22 protein-coding genes and 1 tRNA gene are annotated in these 18,205 nt (G+C 54.5%); 22 read left to right on the forward strand and 1 reads right to left on the reverse strand.

Annotated features, from left to right (window positions below; all coding sequences use genetic code 11):
* The first annotated feature begins 49 nt into the window (after nucleotides 1–49).
* The 13 genes from RMR16_RS00995 to fliQ all read left to right on the forward strand — a co-directional run bounded on the left by RMR16_RS00995 (nucleotide 50) and on the right by fliQ (nucleotide 11,858).
* The gene (locus RMR16_RS00995; protein WP_320200936.1) at nucleotides 50–694 is read left to right on the forward strand and encodes a hypothetical protein; all 645 of its coding nucleotides are present in this window, start codon (nucleotides 50–52) and stop codon (nucleotides 692–694) included.
* The gene (locus tag RMR16_RS01000) at nucleotides 687–1,973 is read left to right on the forward strand and encodes a MotB family protein (protein WP_320200935.1); all 1,287 of its coding nucleotides are present in this window, start codon (nucleotides 687–689) and stop codon (nucleotides 1,971–1,973) included. The genes RMR16_RS00995 and RMR16_RS01000 overlap by 8 nt, the downstream gene beginning before the upstream one ends.
* Nucleotides 1,974–1,984: 11 nt before the next feature.
* Nucleotides 1,985–3,226 (forward strand): chemotaxis protein, encoded by a 1,242-nt coding sequence (locus RMR16_RS01005; protein ID WP_432354000.1) that lies wholly within the window; start codon nucleotides 1,985–1,987, stop codon nucleotides 3,224–3,226.
* 2 nt (nucleotides 3,227–3,228) lie between these two features.
* Entirely contained in the window at nucleotides 3,229–4,701 is a 1,473-nt protein-coding gene (locus RMR16_RS01010) for a flagellar hook-length control protein FliK (protein WP_320200933.1), read from the forward strand.
* Entirely contained in the window at nucleotides 4,628–5,212 is a 585-nt protein-coding gene (locus tag RMR16_RS01015) for a lytic transglycosylase domain-containing protein (protein WP_320200932.1), read from the forward strand. Before RMR16_RS01010 ends, RMR16_RS01015 begins: the two co-directional genes overlap by 74 nt.
* A gap of 280 nt (nucleotides 5,213–5,492) precedes the next feature.
* Nucleotides 5,493–6,170 carry a transcriptional activator Rem gene (rem, locus tag RMR16_RS01020; RefSeq protein WP_320200931.1) on the forward strand — a complete coding sequence of 226 codons (678 nt, stop codon included), beginning with the start codon at nucleotides 5,493–5,495 and terminating at the stop codon, nucleotides 6,168–6,170.
* A 270-nt stretch (nucleotides 6,171–6,440) separates the two neighbouring features.
* Entirely contained in the window at nucleotides 6,441–7,709 is a 1,269-nt protein-coding gene (locus tag RMR16_RS01025; protein WP_320200930.1) for a flagellar hook protein FlgE, read from the forward strand.
* A 20-nt stretch (nucleotides 7,710–7,729) separates the two neighbouring features.
* Nucleotides 7,730–9,172, forward strand: coding sequence for a flagellar hook-associated protein FlgK (flgK, locus tag RMR16_RS01030; protein WP_320200929.1), 1,443 nt, complete (start codon nucleotides 7,730–7,732; stop codon nucleotides 9,170–9,172).
* A 1-nt stretch (nucleotide 9,173) separates the two neighbouring features.
* Nucleotides 9,174–10,220, forward strand: coding sequence for a flagellar hook-associated family protein (locus RMR16_RS01035; RefSeq protein WP_320200928.1), 1,047 nt, complete (start codon nucleotides 9,174–9,176; stop codon nucleotides 10,218–10,220).
* Nucleotides 10,221–10,274: 54 nt separating this feature from the next.
* Nucleotides 10,275–10,622, forward strand: coding sequence for a flagellar biosynthesis regulator FlaF (gene flaF / locus RMR16_RS01040; protein ID WP_320200927.1), 348 nt, complete (start codon nucleotides 10,275–10,277; stop codon nucleotides 10,620–10,622).
* Entirely contained in the window at nucleotides 10,619–11,065 is a 447-nt protein-coding gene (gene flbT, locus RMR16_RS01045; RefSeq protein WP_320200926.1) for a flagellar biosynthesis repressor FlbT, read from the forward strand. Before flaF ends, flbT begins: the two co-directional genes overlap by 4 nt.
* Nucleotides 11,059–11,484, forward strand: coding sequence for a flagellar hook assembly protein FlgD (gene flgD / locus RMR16_RS01050; RefSeq protein WP_320200925.1), 426 nt, complete (start codon nucleotides 11,059–11,061; stop codon nucleotides 11,482–11,484). Before flbT ends, flgD begins: the two co-directional genes overlap by 7 nt.
* A 107-nt stretch (nucleotides 11,485–11,591) precedes the next feature.
* Nucleotides 11,592–11,858: a flagellar biosynthesis protein FliQ gene (gene fliQ, locus RMR16_RS01055; protein ID WP_320200924.1), complete on the forward strand. Its 267-nt coding sequence runs from the start codon at nucleotides 11,592–11,594 to the stop codon at nucleotides 11,856–11,858.
* 244 nt (nucleotides 11,859–12,102) lie between these two features.
* Here the strand turns inward: fliQ and RMR16_RS01060 are convergent.
* Nucleotides 12,103–12,177: transfer RNA gene (locus RMR16_RS01060), tRNA-Thr, on the reverse strand.
* Between the two features lie 153 nt (nucleotides 12,178–12,330).
* Here RMR16_RS01060 and RMR16_RS01065 point away from each other — a divergent pair.
* The 9 genes from RMR16_RS01065 to yacG all read left to right on the forward strand — a co-directional run bounded on the left by RMR16_RS01065 (nucleotide 12,331) and on the right by yacG (nucleotide 18,177).
* Nucleotides 12,331–12,555 (forward strand): hypothetical protein, encoded by a 225-nt coding sequence (locus tag RMR16_RS01065; RefSeq protein WP_320200993.1) that lies wholly within the window; start codon nucleotides 12,331–12,333, stop codon nucleotides 12,553–12,555.
* Between the two features lie 183 nt (nucleotides 12,556–12,738).
* The gene (murA, locus tag RMR16_RS01070; protein ID WP_320200923.1) at nucleotides 12,739–14,031 is read left to right on the forward strand and encodes a UDP-N-acetylglucosamine 1-carboxyvinyltransferase; all 1,293 of its coding nucleotides are present in this window, start codon (nucleotides 12,739–12,741) and stop codon (nucleotides 14,029–14,031) included.
* 111 nt (nucleotides 14,032–14,142) lie between these two features.
* Nucleotides 14,143–14,586: a DUF2948 family protein gene (locus RMR16_RS01075; RefSeq protein WP_320200922.1), complete on the forward strand. Its 444-nt coding sequence runs from the start codon at nucleotides 14,143–14,145 to the stop codon at nucleotides 14,584–14,586.
* Nucleotides 14,587–14,717: 131 nt separating this feature from the next.
* Entirely contained in the window at nucleotides 14,718–16,016 is a 1,299-nt protein-coding gene (hisD, locus tag RMR16_RS01080) for a histidinol dehydrogenase (RefSeq protein ID WP_320200921.1), read from the forward strand.
* Between the two features lie 3 nt (nucleotides 16,017–16,019).
* Nucleotides 16,020–16,493 carry a UPF0262 family protein gene (locus RMR16_RS01085; protein WP_320200920.1) on the forward strand — a complete coding sequence of 158 codons (474 nt, stop codon included), beginning with the start codon at nucleotides 16,020–16,022 and terminating at the stop codon, nucleotides 16,491–16,493.
* Nucleotides 16,494–16,495: 2 nt separating this feature from the next.
* Entirely contained in the window at nucleotides 16,496–16,975 is a 480-nt protein-coding gene (locus RMR16_RS01090; RefSeq protein ID WP_320200919.1) for a low molecular weight phosphatase family protein, read from the forward strand.
* A 106-nt stretch (nucleotides 16,976–17,081) separates the two neighbouring features.
* The gene (gene infA / locus RMR16_RS01095; protein WP_027673809.1) at nucleotides 17,082–17,300 is read left to right on the forward strand and encodes a translation initiation factor IF-1; all 219 of its coding nucleotides are present in this window, start codon (nucleotides 17,082–17,084) and stop codon (nucleotides 17,298–17,300) included.
* A gap of 30 nt (nucleotides 17,301–17,330) precedes the next feature.
* On the forward strand, nucleotides 17,331–17,954 hold the full coding sequence (locus tag RMR16_RS01100) for a Maf-like protein (protein WP_320200918.1): 624 nt from the start codon (nucleotides 17,331–17,333) through the stop codon (nucleotides 17,952–17,954).
* A gap of 4 nt (nucleotides 17,955–17,958) precedes the next feature.
* Entirely contained in the window at nucleotides 17,959–18,177 is a 219-nt protein-coding gene (yacG, locus tag RMR16_RS01105) for a DNA gyrase inhibitor YacG (RefSeq protein ID WP_320200917.1), read from the forward strand.
* Nucleotides 18,178–18,205 lie beyond the last annotated feature (28 nt).

An 18,205-nucleotide genomic window follows, 5' to 3' on the forward strand; every position in this document is an offset into this window, starting at 1 on the left:
CTGTCTCAGGTAAAGAAATCTCGTGGACTCTGTCGGGCAAGGTGCGCCGATGAACGGAGCGCTGACCAAATATCTGAAGGATTTCAGCCAGATCACACCTCCCGATGTGTCCTCCTCTCTTGATCTGGACACTCCAGTCGCGGCGTTTGAAAATGATTGGCTTTCTGAACCGGAAGTCTCCATCGATCTTGAAGAGGAAAAGCGTAAGGCGTTTGCCGCGGGAGAAGAGGCAGGCAAACGACAAGCGCTGGACACTCACGAGGTTGAGCTGGAGGCGCTGCGCGCTTCTCACCAACAAGAGCTAGAGGCGATGCGGACGCGGTACGAAGAAGAGATCGCTATGCATCTCGCCACTTCGGTCACCTCGATGAAGAAGGCGATCACCGAACATGCCGAGACCGTGTGTTTTCGCCTGTTCTCAACGGTCATGGAGCGTGAATTCGCAGACAAAGCTTCGACTGAAGTGGCCGCACAGATTGTTCGGGAAATCGAGGGCGGTTTTGCCGGAACGATCAAAATTATGGGGCCGGAACTGCTTTTGTCAAAAATTCGCGAACATCTCCAAACCGTCGATAACCATATCGATTACGACGTTAACGCTGATATTGATGTTCAAGTTCAATTGGATAACTCAGTCCTGATGACGAGACTGTCGGAATTTTTTCAGACTGTAAGAGGGCTGGCAGATGAGTGAAGGCGAAAATCACCATCACGGCAAAAATGAAATCATCATCGTCAAGCGTCACAAGGGTGACCATGACGGTGCGCACGGTGGTGCATGGAAAATCGCCTATGCGGACTTCATGACCGCGATGATGGCTTTCTTCCTTGTGATGTGGCTGGTCAATGCCGCCAACGAGGAGACGAAAGCCTCCGTTGCCAGCTATTTCAATCCGATCAAATTAACCGATGAAAAGCCGGCGGATAGAGGCGTAAAACAGCCTGCCAAAACCGCAAAGGGAGAACAAACCCAGCAAACATCCGATACCAAGTCGGAGAAGCCGCAGGATGCAGCGGCTGCTGCGAGCGGCGACGACATGACATCGTCGGCCGGTGATAAAACGGCCTATTCGGAAGCGGCATTCTTCGAGAACCCCTATGCGGTTCTGGCCGAGATTGCGCAGGAAGTGGGACAGCAGGCCAATGTCAGCGCCAAGGGCGAAGGCGGTGCCAGCGATTCCGGCCCATCCACGGGCGCCTCCGGCGGTGAAGCCTATCGTGATCCGTTTGACCCTGATTTCTGGAGCAAGCAGGTTGATGTTCGGCCAGAGCAGGGCGGAGTGTCGATCCAGAATACGGCCTTGCCCGAGAAAGAGCAGAAAAAGCAGAACGCTCAGGCTCAGCAGGATATTGCAAGCGTTATAAGTGATAGCGACCCTTCGCCACCTATACCGACGCCCAATCCTCGATCGCAAAAGCCTGTGCAGGACGTCAGCGACAGCGCAGACGAACAAGCACCCGCGCAGGGTCAGGCTGTAGCGGCCAAAACCGATGCAGCTACGGCAGCGAAAGAGGAAAAGACGGCGGAAGAATTGCGGGACGAAATTTCGCAGCAGGTGTCCGGTGTTGCCGGAAAGCTGGCGGAAGGTATCGTCATTACGCCCGCCGAGGGTGGCACGCTGATTACCATTTCCGAAAAGGCAAATACGGCCATGTTCGACGTGGGTTCGGCAGTGCCGCAGAAAAATCTCGTTCTGGTCATGGAAAAGATCGGTGAGGTCTTGAGCAAGCAGAAGGGCGCGATCGTGATCCGCGGCCATACCGACGCCCGACCATACAGCAGTGGTGGAAAAGACAACTGGACGCTGTCGATGGATCGTGCCCACGCGGCCTTCTTTATGCTGTCGCGCGGCGGTCTCGACCAGACGCGGATCAAACAGCTGTCCGGCTTTGCGGACAGACGTTTGCAGAGCACGGACGATCCACTCAACGGTGCAAACCGCCGTATCGAAATCTTGCTAGAGGATAGTTGAGGCAGCGGATGATGAGAGCGACCCGCATTGCTGTCTTGTTTCTAGGCATTCCTTGGCTGGCCAGCGCCAGCTATGGGTATGCCCAGAGCGATTTGCCGCCCGCAAAGATTTTGCGATCTCTTCAGTTTGTCCAGGATTCCGTCGTCATGGGCGACCATTCTGCGCGAGAAATGCAAAAATATCTTCTTGAGACGATAGATAGCTCTCTAAGAACGTCAGATGCTTCGATTTTTGAAGATTCGCGCAATGCGGATGCCGCACTCGCTTACATCATGAGCGGTGGCAATCCGCAAACGCTCGACTATCTCGTTGCGCGCGATGTGCAGGGCCATTTTGATTCCCGCGTCATCAATATTCTCCAGAAATACTTCAACGGACGCGGTGTTCAGGTCGAGAAGATCATCACCGATATTCTCCCGGAATATCGCACAGGCGTTCTCGGCCCCTATCTGATGTTGATTGCCGGTAATATCGCCATCAGCAGAGATCCAGCCGCTTCGTTGGCATTCTTCGACGACGCACGTTTGACTGCACCAGGCACGATCATTGAAGAAGCTGCCTTGCGACGCTCTATCGTGGCCATGATCCAGGCCAAGGACCATGAAAAAACACTTCTCTATGTCCGGAAATACGCCGTGAGGTTTCTGCACTCACCCTATGCGTCTCAATTTGCCGATCTTTTCGTCAGCTTCGTGGTGGATGGCTTTGGGGCCATCACCAAAGAAAATATCGAGGAAATCGCACGGTTGATGGACCCGGAACGCGCAGAGGAAATCTATCTGCGCATTGCCCGTCAGGCGTCATTGCGGGGACAGGTGGAACTTGCGCGGTTTGCGACGGAAGAGGCAACGACCCTGTCTTCCGAAACCGGTGATGTTTCGCGCGTTGCCCTGTCAAAACTCTATTCGGGATTGGCAAGCGTTTCCAGCGATGCAGTACACACTGCAAGCGAAGCACTGGCGAGCATACCGAACGATGAACTGTCTTCACGCGACCTTGCTTTGCGTGATGCGGCAAGGTCGATTGCCGAACAAATTGTGCGCCAGCCCACGGGCGAAAGCTCTGGACAAGGCCAGAATACGAGCGTTGTAGCCCAAGGGAGCACAACAGCGCCGCAGGCGGTCGTTCAGGCCGCACAGCGGCAAAACCCGGCGGCGCAAGCGGTGGCTGAAGCACCGCTCATGGAATTCTTTGGCAAAAGCCGAGCGCGGTTGAACGAGATCGACTCGTTGCTGGATCAGGAGGAGAGATAAAAATGAACCTGGTAAAACCTCTTGTGTCTGGTAACTCTGACGCCATCAGTCTTGCAAACCGGCAGGACAACAAAGACAGTTCATCAAAACGCGAAGGGTCTGGCTTCTCCGACACTTTGGGGTCTTTGGGCAAGGCTGGCTCTTCCAAGCAAACCTCATCGGCTAGCGCAACAAACGCTCCGCCTGCGCGGCAGGGGCAGGGGCAGGGACAAACGCAAACGCCCGCAGCGAGCAATGCTGCATCGACGGATGCGAATAGCCAAAATGTTACAGATGCACCAACTGTAGCAACGGTCGTCGCGCCAGAAACTCCGGACGCCCCCGCGCCCGCAGCCTTTGATCTGGCAGGCTTGTTGGCTGGCATCAATGATGGACTAGGCGCGAAGGCTCCCGAGGTCGATGTCAAGAAGGTTGGGCTGGTTCCCGATGCCGATGAGGCAAACGCAAATCCGATTACTGATGCATTGACCGATCTGGCCGCACTGGTAACTGCTTTGAGCAAGACCGGAACCGCGACGGCACCGACCGAAGCGGATGGCCTTGAAAATACCGCTGAAGACAGCGCGGGTGATGATGCGCCACCAGAGACGGGCAGTGAGGATGTCGACCTATTGTCGCTTCTTGCGCCTCCTGTGGCGCCTACCAACCCAATGGTCGCTGCGCAGAACGCACCGTCGACGGGGCAAACCGCGAATGCGTTGGGCGGAGTATCCGCAAACGCGCTTGGTGGCGAACCGACAGCTGGCGATGGCACCGCGAGCTCCGCCTCCATTGTAAGATTACAAAAGCAGGACGCGCCAGCGATAGACCTTCATATCGACGCCAATGAAGATGGTACGGTGAAAGTCGATGTGGCGACGGCTTCCGGCAATGTTACAGATGTCGTGCAGGTCGTTGACAGCAGGCGTTATATTGGACTTGCAGCCACATCCAATGCTGCGGCCCTAACGACAGCGATGACGACCGATCCAGATTGGGCAAGCAGCATGAGCGGTCAGACGGCCGGTTCGCCTATGATTGCAAGCACCGGTCAGGTCGTTCACACATTGAAGCTGCAAATGAGCCCGGTTGATCTGGGGCATGTGACCGCAGCGCTTAAACTGGTCGGTGACGAGCTGAGCGTTCACCTGACCGCACACACGCTCAAGGCTTATAGCGAGCTTCAAAAAGATAGCTCCAGCATTCTGGATGCCTTGAAAGCGCAAGGGTTCAATGTCGAGCAGGTGACGGTGAATATTGCGAGCGACGCAGAGCGTCAGGACAGCAACCCCGGCAACCGTCAGGCCGCTGATTTGGGCCAGCAGAGCGCTCAACAGGGTAGCCAGCGCGGTAATGACGATAAATCTCAAGGGCAGTTCAGTCGGCAGGTTGGCGCTGGCGTAAGCGAGGAAGCGATCAGCTATGACAGCACTATTCAGCCTGCGACACCTGCTCGTGGTTCTTCCAGCGCTCGTCCTGACCACGTTTACCTGTGAGGCCTCTCCTTCCGCATCGCGAGTGGATTGTGAACGACAGATACAGGCGGCGGCGGGTCGGTATGGCATACCGGAAGGCATTCTTTATTCAGTTGGGCTAACGGAAACGGGACGCAAAGGCTCTCTCAGTCCTTACGCGATCAATATCGAAGGCAAGGCTCATTTCCCGGAAAGCATGCCGGAAGCCTATCAATTGGTAGAGGACGCACGACGTGGTGGCGCCAAGCTGATCGACATCGGCTGCATGCAGATCAATGTCTATTTCCACGGTGCCGAATTCGGTTCCGTTGCTGAAATGTTCGACCCGGCAAAGAACGTTGCCTACGCCGCGCAGTTTCTGAAAAAGCTCCACGACCGTCATGAGACATGGACGATGGCGGTAGCAAGATACCACGCCGGACCCAACAATGACCCCGCGCAACAGCAATATGTGTGCCGGGTCATCAGCAATCTCATCGCGACCGGGTACGGTCAGTGGACTGTCAACGCAAAGAAGTTTTGCCTCAATTAGCAATCTTTGGTTGTGATTAAAAGCCATTCTGATGGCTTCAAACAAATGCGGCGAGATTCAGTCAAAATTAATCAATCAATAGCAATGTTAGCTGATATACGCTTTTCCCCCGAAAAAAATATCCCTATTTTGAAATTCACCTACTATATGTAGATCAAATCGGAACAATATGGTTAATCAATTATTAATTATTACCTATTTGTTTCCGTAGTTGTGAGAGATTCCCGCGATTCGTACACCCTAGGACATAGAGAAGCTACACTGATTCGGAGGCGGACGAATGATCGTGGTAGTTGATGAGCGGAAGCTCGTTAAAGACGGATATACAGCCCTTTTTGGGCGAGAAGGCATTCCCTCCACAGGATTTGATCCAGCGGAATTTGGGGAATGGGTTAATACGGCGGCGGATTCTGATATTGCGGCTATCGAGGCTTTTCTGATTGGTCAGGCGGACACAACTCACGAGTTGCCGCGCACCATTCGGGACCGGTCACAGGCGCCTGTCATTGCAGTGAGCGATCATCATTCGCTTGACGCAACGCTTGCGCTATTTGACTGCGGTGTGGACGATGTCGTCCGCAAACCAGTTCATCCAAGGGAAATCCTTGCCCGTGCTGCGGCAATTCGTCGGCGGTTATCGGTCATCACGAATTTCACCGACGCTGGACCAATCCGCGTGTTTTCCGACGGTCGCGATCCGGAAGTCTGTGGCGAGGTATTTCCTTTGCCGCGCCGTGAGCGCCGAATTCTCGAATACTTAATCGCAAACCGTGGTCGCCGTGTTTCCAAGGCGCAAATCTTCAACGCGATTTACGGCATCTTCGACGAAGAAGTCGAAGAGAACGTCGTTGAAAGCCACATCAGCAAATTGCGTAAAAAGCTGCGGAAGAAGCTCGGTTTCGATCCCATCGATTCGAAGCGCTTTCTCGGTTATTGCATCGATTGGGCCCAAAGCTAACGCGAAAGTCTGATGCGACTTTCGAACAGCACATGCCCATCTCCACAGTCAGCGCCGCGGGTCTCAATCACCTGCGGCGTTTCTCGTTTAAGCGTTTCCGATCAATGCCTGGCCGCCAATTGGCCTATGGCGATAAATACGCGCAGTGCGCCGAATGGTTCCCTTCAAGACTTTCTTTTTGACTGATTTTTTCAAGCAGAGAGAAAAACAGACAGCCTCACGCAAGGCCCACATTCTAACTTTGCTACAGACAGGAACAGAGGATTCGAAATGAGCCTTTTTGGAACGATGAAGACGGCCGTATCTGGCATGAATGGGCAGGCGAACCGCTTGGGAACCGTTGGCGACAACATCGCGAACGCCAGCACCACGGGTTACAAGAGCGCATCCACTTCGTTTTCGTCGCTGGTCTTGTCTTCCAACGGTGGTAACTACAATTCCGGCGGCGTTATCACGAATGTCAATTACTCCATCTCACAGCAGGGCGCGCTCCAGTCGACGCAATCGTCGACCGACCTCGCGATCCAGGGCGATGGCTTCTTCGTGGTGCAGGACACCGCCGGCAACATATTCCTGACGCGCGCCGGTTCGTTTACGACGGATCAGAACGGCTTCCTCGTCAACGATGCAGGCTTCACGCTGCTTGGATATCAGTATTCAGGCACGACACCGACGACTGTTATCAACAGCTACGATGGTCTTGTCCCGGTCAATGTGTCTTCGAACGATCTGAGCGCGACAGCCTCCACGAGCGGCATTTTGAAGGGCAATCTGAGCGCTTCCGTTACAGCCGTGGATCCGGCAGACTTGCCTAGCGAGAATACGACGAGCACCAATGTCAACCAAGAGAACACGCTCAAGACATCGGTGACGGCATACGACGCCCTCGGCAATTCCATCAAGTACGATTTCTTCTTCTCGAAGACCGATGACGGTGAGTGGGAAGTTTCTGTTTATGATGCGGCGAATGCAACTCCGCCTTCAGATTTTCCTTACACCGACGGTCCGGTCACAACGTCGACGCTCAATTTTGACGGTACAGGCAAACTTGAAAGTATTGATGGCGATGCAGATTTGACCTCGATTGATGTCAACGGCGTTTCTATCGATCTTTCCAGCATGACGCAGCTCGCCGCGACGAAGTCGACCATTTCCGAAGGTGGCGTGAACGGTAACGCGGCAGAGGCTGTGCAGTCGATCCAGGTGAGCGCTGATGGTACGGTTTATGCGACTTACGCAAAATCAGCCGCGCGTCCACTCTTCCAGATTCCGCTGGCCGATGTTGCCAGCCCCGACAATCTGACTGTGCTTTCAGGAAATGTGTTCCAGACAAGCAATGATTCCGGTGTTGTCACACTCGGTTTTGCTGGTTCGAATGGTTTCGGTTCGATTGCCTCAAGCCAGCTCGAGTCTTCGAATGTGGATATCGCGACCGAACTGACCGAAATGATTCAGGCGCAACGCAGCTACACCGCAAATTCCAAGGTTTTCCAGACAGGTTCCGATCTGATGGACGTCCTGATCAATCTGGTACGTTAACCGCTCAAGGGAACGAATGAATGTCGCTTGGTTCAGCGCTTAATACGACAAAGGCTACTCTGAGCAATACTGCGCTTCAGAGTGGCGTTGTTTCGAACAATATCTCGAATGCCAGTTCTACGGATTATAATCGCCGGACCGCGATCACAGCCACGAATATCTATTCCGGGGCAACAACGGTCAAGATTGAGCGCACCGAAAATACGGCGCTGTTGAAGCAGACATTGGCCGCAACGTCCGACGACGCAGGCAAGCAGAAGTTCCTCGACGGTTTGAATTCGCTGAGTGTCGTACTCGGTGGTCAAGACTACACGGCGGCGCCTTCCACCTATCTCGCTACGCTACAGGAAGCCTTGCAAACCTATGCGGCGTCTCCAAGTGATGTCACGTTGGCTTCCGCAGTCATCAGCGCGTCCAGCGATGTCGCGAATGCCCTAAACACATCGACCCAGTCCCTTCAGCAATTGAGAACGGACACCGATAGCGACATTGCAACGACGGTCGCAAAACTGAATCAGCTTTTGGTTGATTTCGAAAAGGCCAATAGTGCTGTCACCTCGGCAACTGCGGCTGGCGGCGATCCGAACAATGCGCTGGATCAGCGCGAAGGTCTCCTCAAGCAGATTTCAGCGATCGTCGGTGTATCGACCTCCACGCGCTCAAACAATGATATGGCGATCTACACCAGCGACGGTACAACGCTTTTTGAGACGACGCCGAGAAAAATCACTTTTGATTCGCTGGCCGCTTATGATGCCAATACGGTTGGTGGCAGCATCTATATTGATGGCGTTGCGGTAAAAACCGGCGAGGGGAGCAACACCACCTCCAAGGGCACTCTGCCAGCACTTTTGCAGCTGCGTGACCAGGTTTATCCAACCTATCAGTCGCAGTTGGATGAGATTGCGCGCTCCGTAATTTCAGCCTTCTCGGAAACGGACGCTGGCGGTGACGCTATCGCTGGCCTGTTTACGACGAAAGACGGTTCGGTTGTCGATTTCGGTACGGCTGAAATCGTTCCCGGATTGGCAGGTCTGATTACGGTATCGCCCGATGCTCTCGCAAGCCCGATCAAACTGCGCGATGGCAACATCGCTGGCGATAGCCCAAATGTTGACGGTTCCAGTGGGTATTCCGACCTGCTCTACAAATACACCACGGCTTTGAACACGCAGGTGGATTTCGATCCCAAGGCAGGGATTTCCACCAATGTGAACCTGCTGAGCTTCGCGACGGATTCTGCCGGCTGGGTGGAAGAATATCGCAGCAATGCAACGACTGCGGCAGAAAGCACGTCTGCGATGCTGACGAAATCAAAAGAAGCTTATTCCAACTCGACCGGAGTGAATCTGGACGAGGAACTGATCCAGATGCTGGACATCGAGCAATCCTACAAGGCAGCCGCTAAACTGATGTCGACCATAGACGATCTGTTGAAGACGCTGATGGAGGCCGCGAACTGATATGAAAACAACGCCCATTTCATCGCTGTCTATTAGCAACGCCATGCAACTGACTGTCTCGAACGCGCAGACGGAAATCAGCAAGTTGCAGAAAGAAGCCGTGACCGGAACCTACGCTGATGTTGGCCTGGAGCTTGGCACACGTACGTCGACCAATCTCGACTACACGCGGGAAAGCAGCCGTCTGCAATCCATCGTGGATTCCAATGCTTTGGCTGAGCAGCGCATGGATGCGTCGCAGCTTGCCTTGCAAAACATGTCGTCATCCGCGCAGACCCTGCTGAACTCGGTTATCGCGCTCAGCGGCAACACGGATGCAAGCAGCTTGAGTGTTGCCGCGACCACAGCCAAGTCCGTGCTGGAGAATTTCACCAGCTACTCGAACACGGCTGTCAACGGTGAGTACCTCTTCTCCGGCATCAATACCGATGCTCAAACGCTGGATGACACGTTTATTCCCGACATTACGGCGGACTTCAACACGGCGTTTTCGGACTATATGTCCAGCAATGGCATTGCCAGCCCGGCGGACATGACGGCATCCGACATGAGCACGTTTTTGTCCGATTATCAGGATAGCTTCAACTGGTCCGACTGGAACAACGCGTCTGTCGATGCTGACGGCGCTGGAACGGTCATGAGCAGCCGCATTAGTACTTCGGAAACCGTATCCACATCGACAAGTGCCAATTCGGATGGTTTCAAAAGCCTTGTGCTTGCAGGTGTGATATCGTCTCAGCTGGTAGACCGTGGGTTGAGTTCAAGTGCGCTTGCGGTCGTGAACGATACGACGACAAGTCTCGCAGGTGCCGCCATTTCTGGCGTCGATACCCAGCGTGCAAAAATTGGCCTGTCCCAAGAACGTGTGGAAAAGGCAAATACGTACATGAGTGCGCAAAAAACAATCATCGACACGCAGCTGACGAACCTGATTGGCGTGGACACATACGAAGCGTCCACACGCCTGACGACTTTGCTGAACCAGGTCGAAACATCTTACACCATTACATCGAAGATACAGGGGCTGAGCCTCGTGAACTTCCTGTAGCGACAACATGAACGCCCATGACAGGCGGCAAATAAGGCCATGAAGGAAACATAAATGTTCCAGTTTTCATATGCGGAGATAATGGAGGATGACCCCAATATCGCCCGCGATAGGGAAAGACAGGTTCTAGAAAGATCGATTGAACTTCTTGCTGTTGCCAAGGGCCACGACAACTACGGCAAAGACGGCATAGAGGCAATTTTTTACACACGACGCGTTTGGACCAGGCTCATTGACGATCTCAAGCAGCCCGAAAATGAGCTTCCAGTTGAACTAAAAGCCAACCTGATATCCATCGCTATCTGGATTCTTAGAGAGTGTGAGCAGATACGCAAACGTAAATCGAAGAATTATCAGGGCATTATTGACGTTACAACCATCATCAAGGATGGATTAAAATGAAAAGTACGCTGCGCATCTCTCTGAAGTCCGGGGAAAAAATCTTCATCAACGGCGCTGTCCTGCGCGTTGATAGAAAGGTGTCCCTGGAATTTATGAATGACGTGACATTCCTTCTTGAAAATCACGTCTTGCAACTTGAAGACACGACCACGCCTTTGAGGCAGCTCTATTTTATTGTGCAGATGATGCTGATCAACCCGGAAGGCAAGGAGCAATCCCTGATCCTGTTCCGCAAGTCCATCACCATGCTGTTGACCACATTCAAGAACGAAGAAATTCGCTCTGAATTGAAGCGGATTGACGCAACGGTATCTTCCGGCCGCCCCTTTGACGCGCTGAAGACAATTCGTGGCCTTTACGCCAAGGAAGAAGTTATTCTCAACAGTCACGAGATCACCCCTGCGGTGGTGAACGAATTGAGACGGGAAATTGCACCATGGTGACTTCTGTAACCGGTACGACGTCGACGGCAAGCACCGCAGCCTCGACATCGACTGCCAAGACCGACTCGACGAAAGCGTCGCTGGATTACGATAATTTCCTCCAGCTTCTCATCGCGCAGATGAAAAATCAGGATCCGACCGATCCTATGGATGCCAGTGAGCAGGTTGCCCAGTTGGCAACCTTCTCTCAGGTCGAACAATCCATCAAGATGAATACCAATCTTGAAAGCCTGCTTTCGGTTTCGTCCCTCTCGAATGCGTCGTCCTATATTGGCAAGACGCTCACGAGCGCCGACGAAAAGACCACGGGCGTTGTCGCGTCCATCAAGGTAACGTCGGAAGGCCTTACGGCGACCACCACTGCCGGCGGTACAATCGTCATCGGCGAAGGTATAAAAATCGCGCAGACTCCGGCTTAACGATAAAGCCCGAATCATATATCATTCCGCATAGACGGTAGCGGCGTCACACACCTTTTTATTCTCCAATACGGCTTCGTGACGCCGATCAGACTGTGCGGACTGAGATGAACGAGGCCGACGCTCTCGATATTATGCAAAATGCTATCTGGACTGTCCTGATAGCATCCGGTCCGGCTGTTATGGCAGCGATGACCGTGGGGATTCTCATCGCTTTTTTCCAAGCTTTGACCCAGATTCAGGAAATGACACTCACATTCGTTCCCAAAATCATTGCTGTCATGGTTGCAATCGGACTATCGGCGCCCTTCGTGGGTTCGCAGATTGCCATGTTCACCAATCTCGTCTTTTCCCGTGTGCAATCAGGGTTCTAGACCCGCTTGCGTGTATGGCGCAGGAGAAGCGCTTCATGCGTTTAAGGCGGACGTTCTGCGCGAAGAAAAATGGCGCATCTTTGTACGAAAAGCAGCGCTTTAGACCATTTTTCAGCATACGCGCCGACTGAACGCATTTTCAATTAAGCAAATTTCTGACTTGTGGCTTTAAAAAACAGCCGGTCACTGAAAAGATATCGATAATCGTCAGCGCAGCGAGATCGTTGAATTTCTTCTGGAAAAATGGTGCTGCGAAAGAGGATTGAACTCTCGACCTCTCCCTTACCAAGGGAGTGCTCTACCACTGAGCTACCGCAGCATTCCGTGTCGAAGCATTTGCTCGACATCAAGTGGGCGCCTATTGCCATAGGTTTTTGATGAGTGCAAGCCGCAATGTAACACTTAGTCATTCCACAGGGCAAAAATCGGTGGGGACTGTTGAAAAGGCGGAAATTCGGCTATGGGTGCGGTCATGGACGATCATCACGATATTTTAGCGGGCAAAGCTGCCGCTTCCTCGGCCCAAGGCGGGCCGGGAGAGCGGGCCAAGCAGCAGGAGGCGGAGCGCAAGGCGCGTGCGGCCAAAAAGCTGCGCGAAAACCTCGCTCGACGCAAACAGCAGGCCCGTGCCCGCCGCGCCGGCGAGGCAGACGAGGCAATTGGGCTGCCTGCCGCAAAAACGGACGAATCGTGCTGACAAGAAATATTCAGCGGAAAATTGAAACAGCGCGGAGTTTGATCTACTGCATGATTTAGCAAATTATGCGGACAAGTCGTTTTTTCGGTCAGTTCAGCTTCGTCATCATTGACGGAACAAAGCCGAAGACGCCAGTGCTTCGCAAGGCATCAGGAAAGGCGGGCGTAAGGCCCGTAGGGACGTATGGATCGCATCAGAATTACCGGCGGAAACGAACTCAACGGCATTATCCCCATTTCAGGGGCAAAGAACGCAGCTTTGCCATTGATGATCGCATCACTGCTGACCAGTGATACGCTGACGCTGGAAAACGTGCCGCATTTGGCGGACGTGGAACAGCTCATTCGTATTCTCGGCAACCACGGTGTCGACATCTCCGTCAATGGTCGTCGCGAGAGCCAGGGCGAAAGCTATTCCCGTACCGTTCATTTCACCTGCCGCACGATTGTCGACACGACAGCGCCTTACGAGCTGGTGTCGAAGATGCGTGCCAGCTTCTGGGTGATTGGACCGCTTCTGGCGCGTGAGGGCAGGGCCCGTGTTTCGCTGCCCGGCGGTTGCGCCATCGGCACACGCCCGGTCGATCTTTTCATCGAAGGCCTGCAAGCGCTTGGCGCGACCATGGAAATCGATGGTGGATACATCAATGCCACGGCTCCCGCCGGTGGCTTGATCGGCACGACCTACACATTCCCCAAGGTGTCCGTCGGCGCAACGCATGTCATGCTGATGGCGGCGACGCTGGCCCGTGGCACAACCATTATTCACAACGCTGCTCGCGAACCTGAGGTCATCGATCTTGCCGACTGCCTGACTGCGATGGGGGCGAAGATCGAAGGTGCTGGCACCTCCACGATCATTATCGAAGGTGTGACATCACTTTCCGGCGCACGCCACCGGGTGCTGCCAGACCGTATCGAAACCGGCACCTATGCCATGGCTGTGGCGATGGCAGGTGGCGATGTCGTCCTGGAAGGAACGCGCGCTTCGCTTCTCGACAACGCGCTTGAAACGTTGAAACTCGCTGGCGCAACGATCACCGAGACGGAAAGCGGCCTGCGGGTGGTGCGCAATGGCAACGGCATTCACCCCGTGGATATCGTCACCGAACCTTTCCCCGGCTTCCCAACGGACCTTCAGGCGCAGTTCATGGCACTGATGACGCGGGCGCAGGGTGTTTCGCACATTACCGAGACGATCTTTGAAAACCGTTTCATGCATGTTCAGGAGCTTGCGCGTCTGGGTGCGAAGATTTCCATGTCCGGACAGATGGCCCGCATCGAAGGTGTATCGCGCCTCAAGGGCGCGCCCGTGATGGCGACAGACCTTCGTGCCTCTGTGTCGCTGGTGATTGCTGGTCTGGTGGCGGAAGGCGAGACCATCGTGTCGCGCGTATATCACCTCGACCGCGGCTTTGAGCGGCTGGAAGAAAAACTCACACGTTGCGGCGCGCAGGTTGAGCGCGTCAGCGACTAATAGCTTACGCTCATTGAAGCCCGCAGGTTGCAGAGCGGGCTTCGACTGCCTATCTCCAAGTCAGGTATTGGACATAAGCGGCCTTGTCCGCACAAAGAGGACATAGACACGATGAGCGGCCTTAAATTGATGGCGCTGGACGGGGAAGATCTCTCCGTTATTTCGACACATATGCAGGACAGCGTTTTTAAACTGAAAGACGTGTCCTTCGATCCCAAGCATGGTCACTTCCTTCTTTCCGCCAACCGTTTCGTTTGGGAAAATGGCGATAAGAAAGGCCACTCGCCTGAACGTCGCCGCACGGTTTTTGCGTTGAAGCGGGTCGGGAATGCACGTTCGCACGGGTTCAACCGCGATAATAAGGAACAGGTTTTGTCCCTGCTGGCATTGCGTTTCACGCAAAAAGGCGAGGGGCCGGACGGGACTGTCGAACTGACGCTATCCGGCGGCGGTGCCATCGCACTGGATGTCGAGTGCATCGAAGCGCAACTGACCGACGTGAGCGGCGGTTGGGACACCGCATCGAAGCCGCATCATCCTGAAGACCAATCTTAGAACAGAGCGGACAGGGAATTGCCTTGCCCGCCTGTTTCGATTTATGCCACATACCCAAGAGCGCACGTTAAAACGTGCAAGCCAAGCATTTCGCTCTGTCCACCGGGCAGAGCCTGAAGAGGGTAAGTTACGTGGCAATCTGGCTGGAGCAGGCGTCTGCTGATTTTGAACAGGCTTTCGCGGCATTCCTGACGACGAAGAGAGAAGTGTCCGAAGACGTCAACATCGTTGTGCGTGACATTATCGACGATGTGCGCAAACGCGGCGATGCGGCGCTGGCACATTACTCCCTCAAATTCGATGGGCTGGATTTCTCCAAAACATCCATGCGGGTGACGGCGGAAGAAATCGATGCGGCGATTGCGCAGGTCGAACCTGCCGTTCTCGACGCACTGAAGCTGGCAGCCAAGCGCATTGAAAAACACCACGCGCGACAGATGCCCAAGGACGATATTTACGAAGACGACATTGGCGTCGGTCTCGGTTCCCGGTGGACAGCTATCGAAGCGGTCGGCCTTTACGTGCCCGGCGGCACGGCGAGTTATCCAAGCTCGGTGTTGATGAACGCTGTTCCGGCCAAGGTTGCGGGCGTGGAACGTGTCGTCATGGTGGTTCCCGCCAATGATGGCGTCATCAACCCCGCAGTACTGGCCGCAGCGCGCATTGCCGGTGTTGAGGAAATATACCGCATTGGCGGCGCGCAGGCCGTTGCGGCGCTGGCCTACGGAACGGAAACCATCGCACCAGTCGCCAAGATCGTTGGTCCCGGTAATGCCTATGTCGCCGCTGCCAAGCGGCATGTTTTTGGTACGGTCGGCATCGATATGATTGCCGGACCTTCGGAAGTGCTGGTCATTGCTGATAAGAACAACAACCCGGAATGGATTGCTGCCGACCTTCTGGCGCAGGCTGAGCATGACGCGGGCGCGCAGTCCATTCTGATCACCGACGATGCCGACTTGGGCAAAGCGGTGGAACAGGCCGTGGAACGGCAACTGAAACTGCTGTCTCGTGCAGAAACGGCTGCCGCAAGCTGGCGGGATTTCGGCGCGATCATTCTGGTCGATGATCTGGCGGTTTCCGTGCCTCTCGCCAACCGCATCGCGGCTGAACATCTGGAGCTGGCAGTGGATGATCCAGACACATTGATGGCTGGCGTTCGCAATGCGGGTGCGATTTTCGTCGGGCGTCATACGCCTGAGGTTATCGGCGATTACGTTGGCGGCTCCAATCACGTTTTGCCAACCGCACGGTCTGCCCGTTTTTCGTCGGGGCTTTCCGTTCTGGATTTCGTCAAACGCACCTCGATCCTGCGATTGGGGCCGGAGCAGTTACGCCAGCTTGCACCGGCGGCCATCACGCTTGCCCATTCGGAAGGGCTGGATGCACACGCCCGTTCTGTTGCTATCCGTCTCAATCTGGAAGGGTGAGAGATGGACCCACGCACTTTCAGACTCTGCGATGTGGTTCTGGACGAGAGCATCGGCCGGTCCACGCCTGACGTAGAGCATGAACGCGCGGTGGCGATCTTCGATCTGATCGAGGAAAACAGTTTTGAGCCCTTCGGACATGAAGGTGGGCCTTACCGGCTGAACATTTCACTGGTCGATGCCAAGCTGGTGTTTTCCATCAAGACCGAAAATGATCAGGCTGTGGCAACCCATATCCTGTCGCTGACGCCGTTTCGACGCATTATCAAGGATTATTTCCTGATTTGCGAAAGCTATTATGAGGCGATCCGCTCTTCCACGCCAAGCCAGATCGAAGCCATCGACATGGGCAGGCGCGGTATACACAATGACGGTTCGCAAACGTTGATGGATCGGTTGTCCGGCAAGATAAAGGTGGATTTCGATACGGCGCGGCGTCTGTTCACACTGGTCTGTGTGCTCTATTGGCGGGGTTAGGGATGCGGGACCCGGCGGTTGTCGACTTGAAAGACAAGGTGCCGCGCGCCATATTGTTCATGTGCGGCATGAATTCCATCCGCTCTCCCATGGCCGAGGTCATTGCCAAGCAGATCGTGGCGCCCGGTATTTACATTCAATCAGCAGGCGTGCGGGCAGGCGAGCGTGACCCGTTTGTGGATGCAGTGCTGGACGAGGCGGGGCTGACGCTTGGAAAACATAAACCTCGAACGATGGATGAGATCGAGGATGATTTCTTCGATCTTATCATTACTTTGACACCAGAGGCGCATCATGCAGCCCTTGAACTGACGAGATATAACGCTCTCGATGTGGTCTATTGGCCAACCATGGACCCCACGGTTGCGACCGGCACCAGAGAGCATATTCTGGAAGCCTACCGCGAGGTGCGAAACCACCTGACGAGGTTGATTTCGGAACGGCTGCCACAGCGCGCAAAGCCGTTTTCCGAGACACTTTAAAACAAACGACAATTTAGGTTCACAAATGTGCGGCGATTGTGTAGTTTCCGCGCAATTTTCCGGGACTGTTCAAGACCGGCATTATCAACAGGAAGAAAAACCTTATATGACAAAAGAAGAAGTCCTCGAGTTTCCGGGCGTCGTTACCGAACTTTTGCCGAACGCCACGTTCCGCGTGAAGCTGGAAAACGAACACGAAATTATCGCCCACACAGCCGGCCGTATGCGCAAGAACCGTATTCGCGTTCTGGCGGGTGACAAAGTGCTTGTCGAAATGACGCCTTACGACCTGACCAAAGGTCGCATCACATATCGTTTCAAGTAATCGCCCGACAGATCGGACGGCTGGCAGAGCATGACAGACGCAAAACAAAAGCTGATTCTGGCTTCCGGGTCGCCACGCCGTCTAGAGCTGTTGCATCAGGTGGGCATCGAGCCTGCGCGACTGATGCCAATGGATATCGACGAGACGCCCGTTCGGCTTGAACACCCACGCACCCTGTGCCGTCGCCTTTCTCTGCAAAAGGCCGAAGCCGCCCACAAGGCGGTGAAGGGCGAACTTGCGTGGAAAGACGCCTATGTGCTGGGGTCGGATACCGTCGTCGCTGTCGGTCGCCGCATCGTCGGCAAGGCAGAATATATCGAAGACGCTTCCGCCGCGCTCCATTTGCTGTCTGGTCGCAGTCACTGGGTTTACACAGGCATCTGCCTGATTACCCCCGGCGGCAAGGTGCGCCAGAAGGTGGTAGAAACGAAAGTGCGCTTCAAACGTCTTTCGCAGCACGAAATCGATAGCTATATTGCCTCTGGCCAATGGCGCGGCAAAGCAGGTGCCTATGGCATTCAGGGCATTGCTGGCTGCTTCGTGCAGAAGCTGACAGGCTCGTATAGCAATGTCGTCGGGCTGCCGCTCTATGAGACGGCGCTGCTACTGGCCGGCGAAGGTTTCGAGGTCGCCTCTGCCTGGCAGGAAGGTTGATAGCATGACAGACGAATCCAAAGTCACGCCGTTGCGCAAGACACAGCCTTGCCCGGAGTGCAAAAAACCTTCGACACGCGAAGACTACCCCTTCTGCTCGGACCGTTGCCGGCAGCTGGATCTTTCCCGTTGGCTGAAAGGCTCCTATGCCATTCCGGTTGCGGATGACGAGAGCAATGCCGAAGGACAGGATGCAAGACGTCCTGGCGACGACGAGTATTAAGCGGATCGCATCCTCAAACCATAAGACA

Source organism: Agrobacterium sp. rho-13.3 (assembly GCF_033957765.2).
Lineage (GTDB): Bacteria > Pseudomonadota > Alphaproteobacteria > Rhizobiales > Rhizobiaceae > Agrobacterium.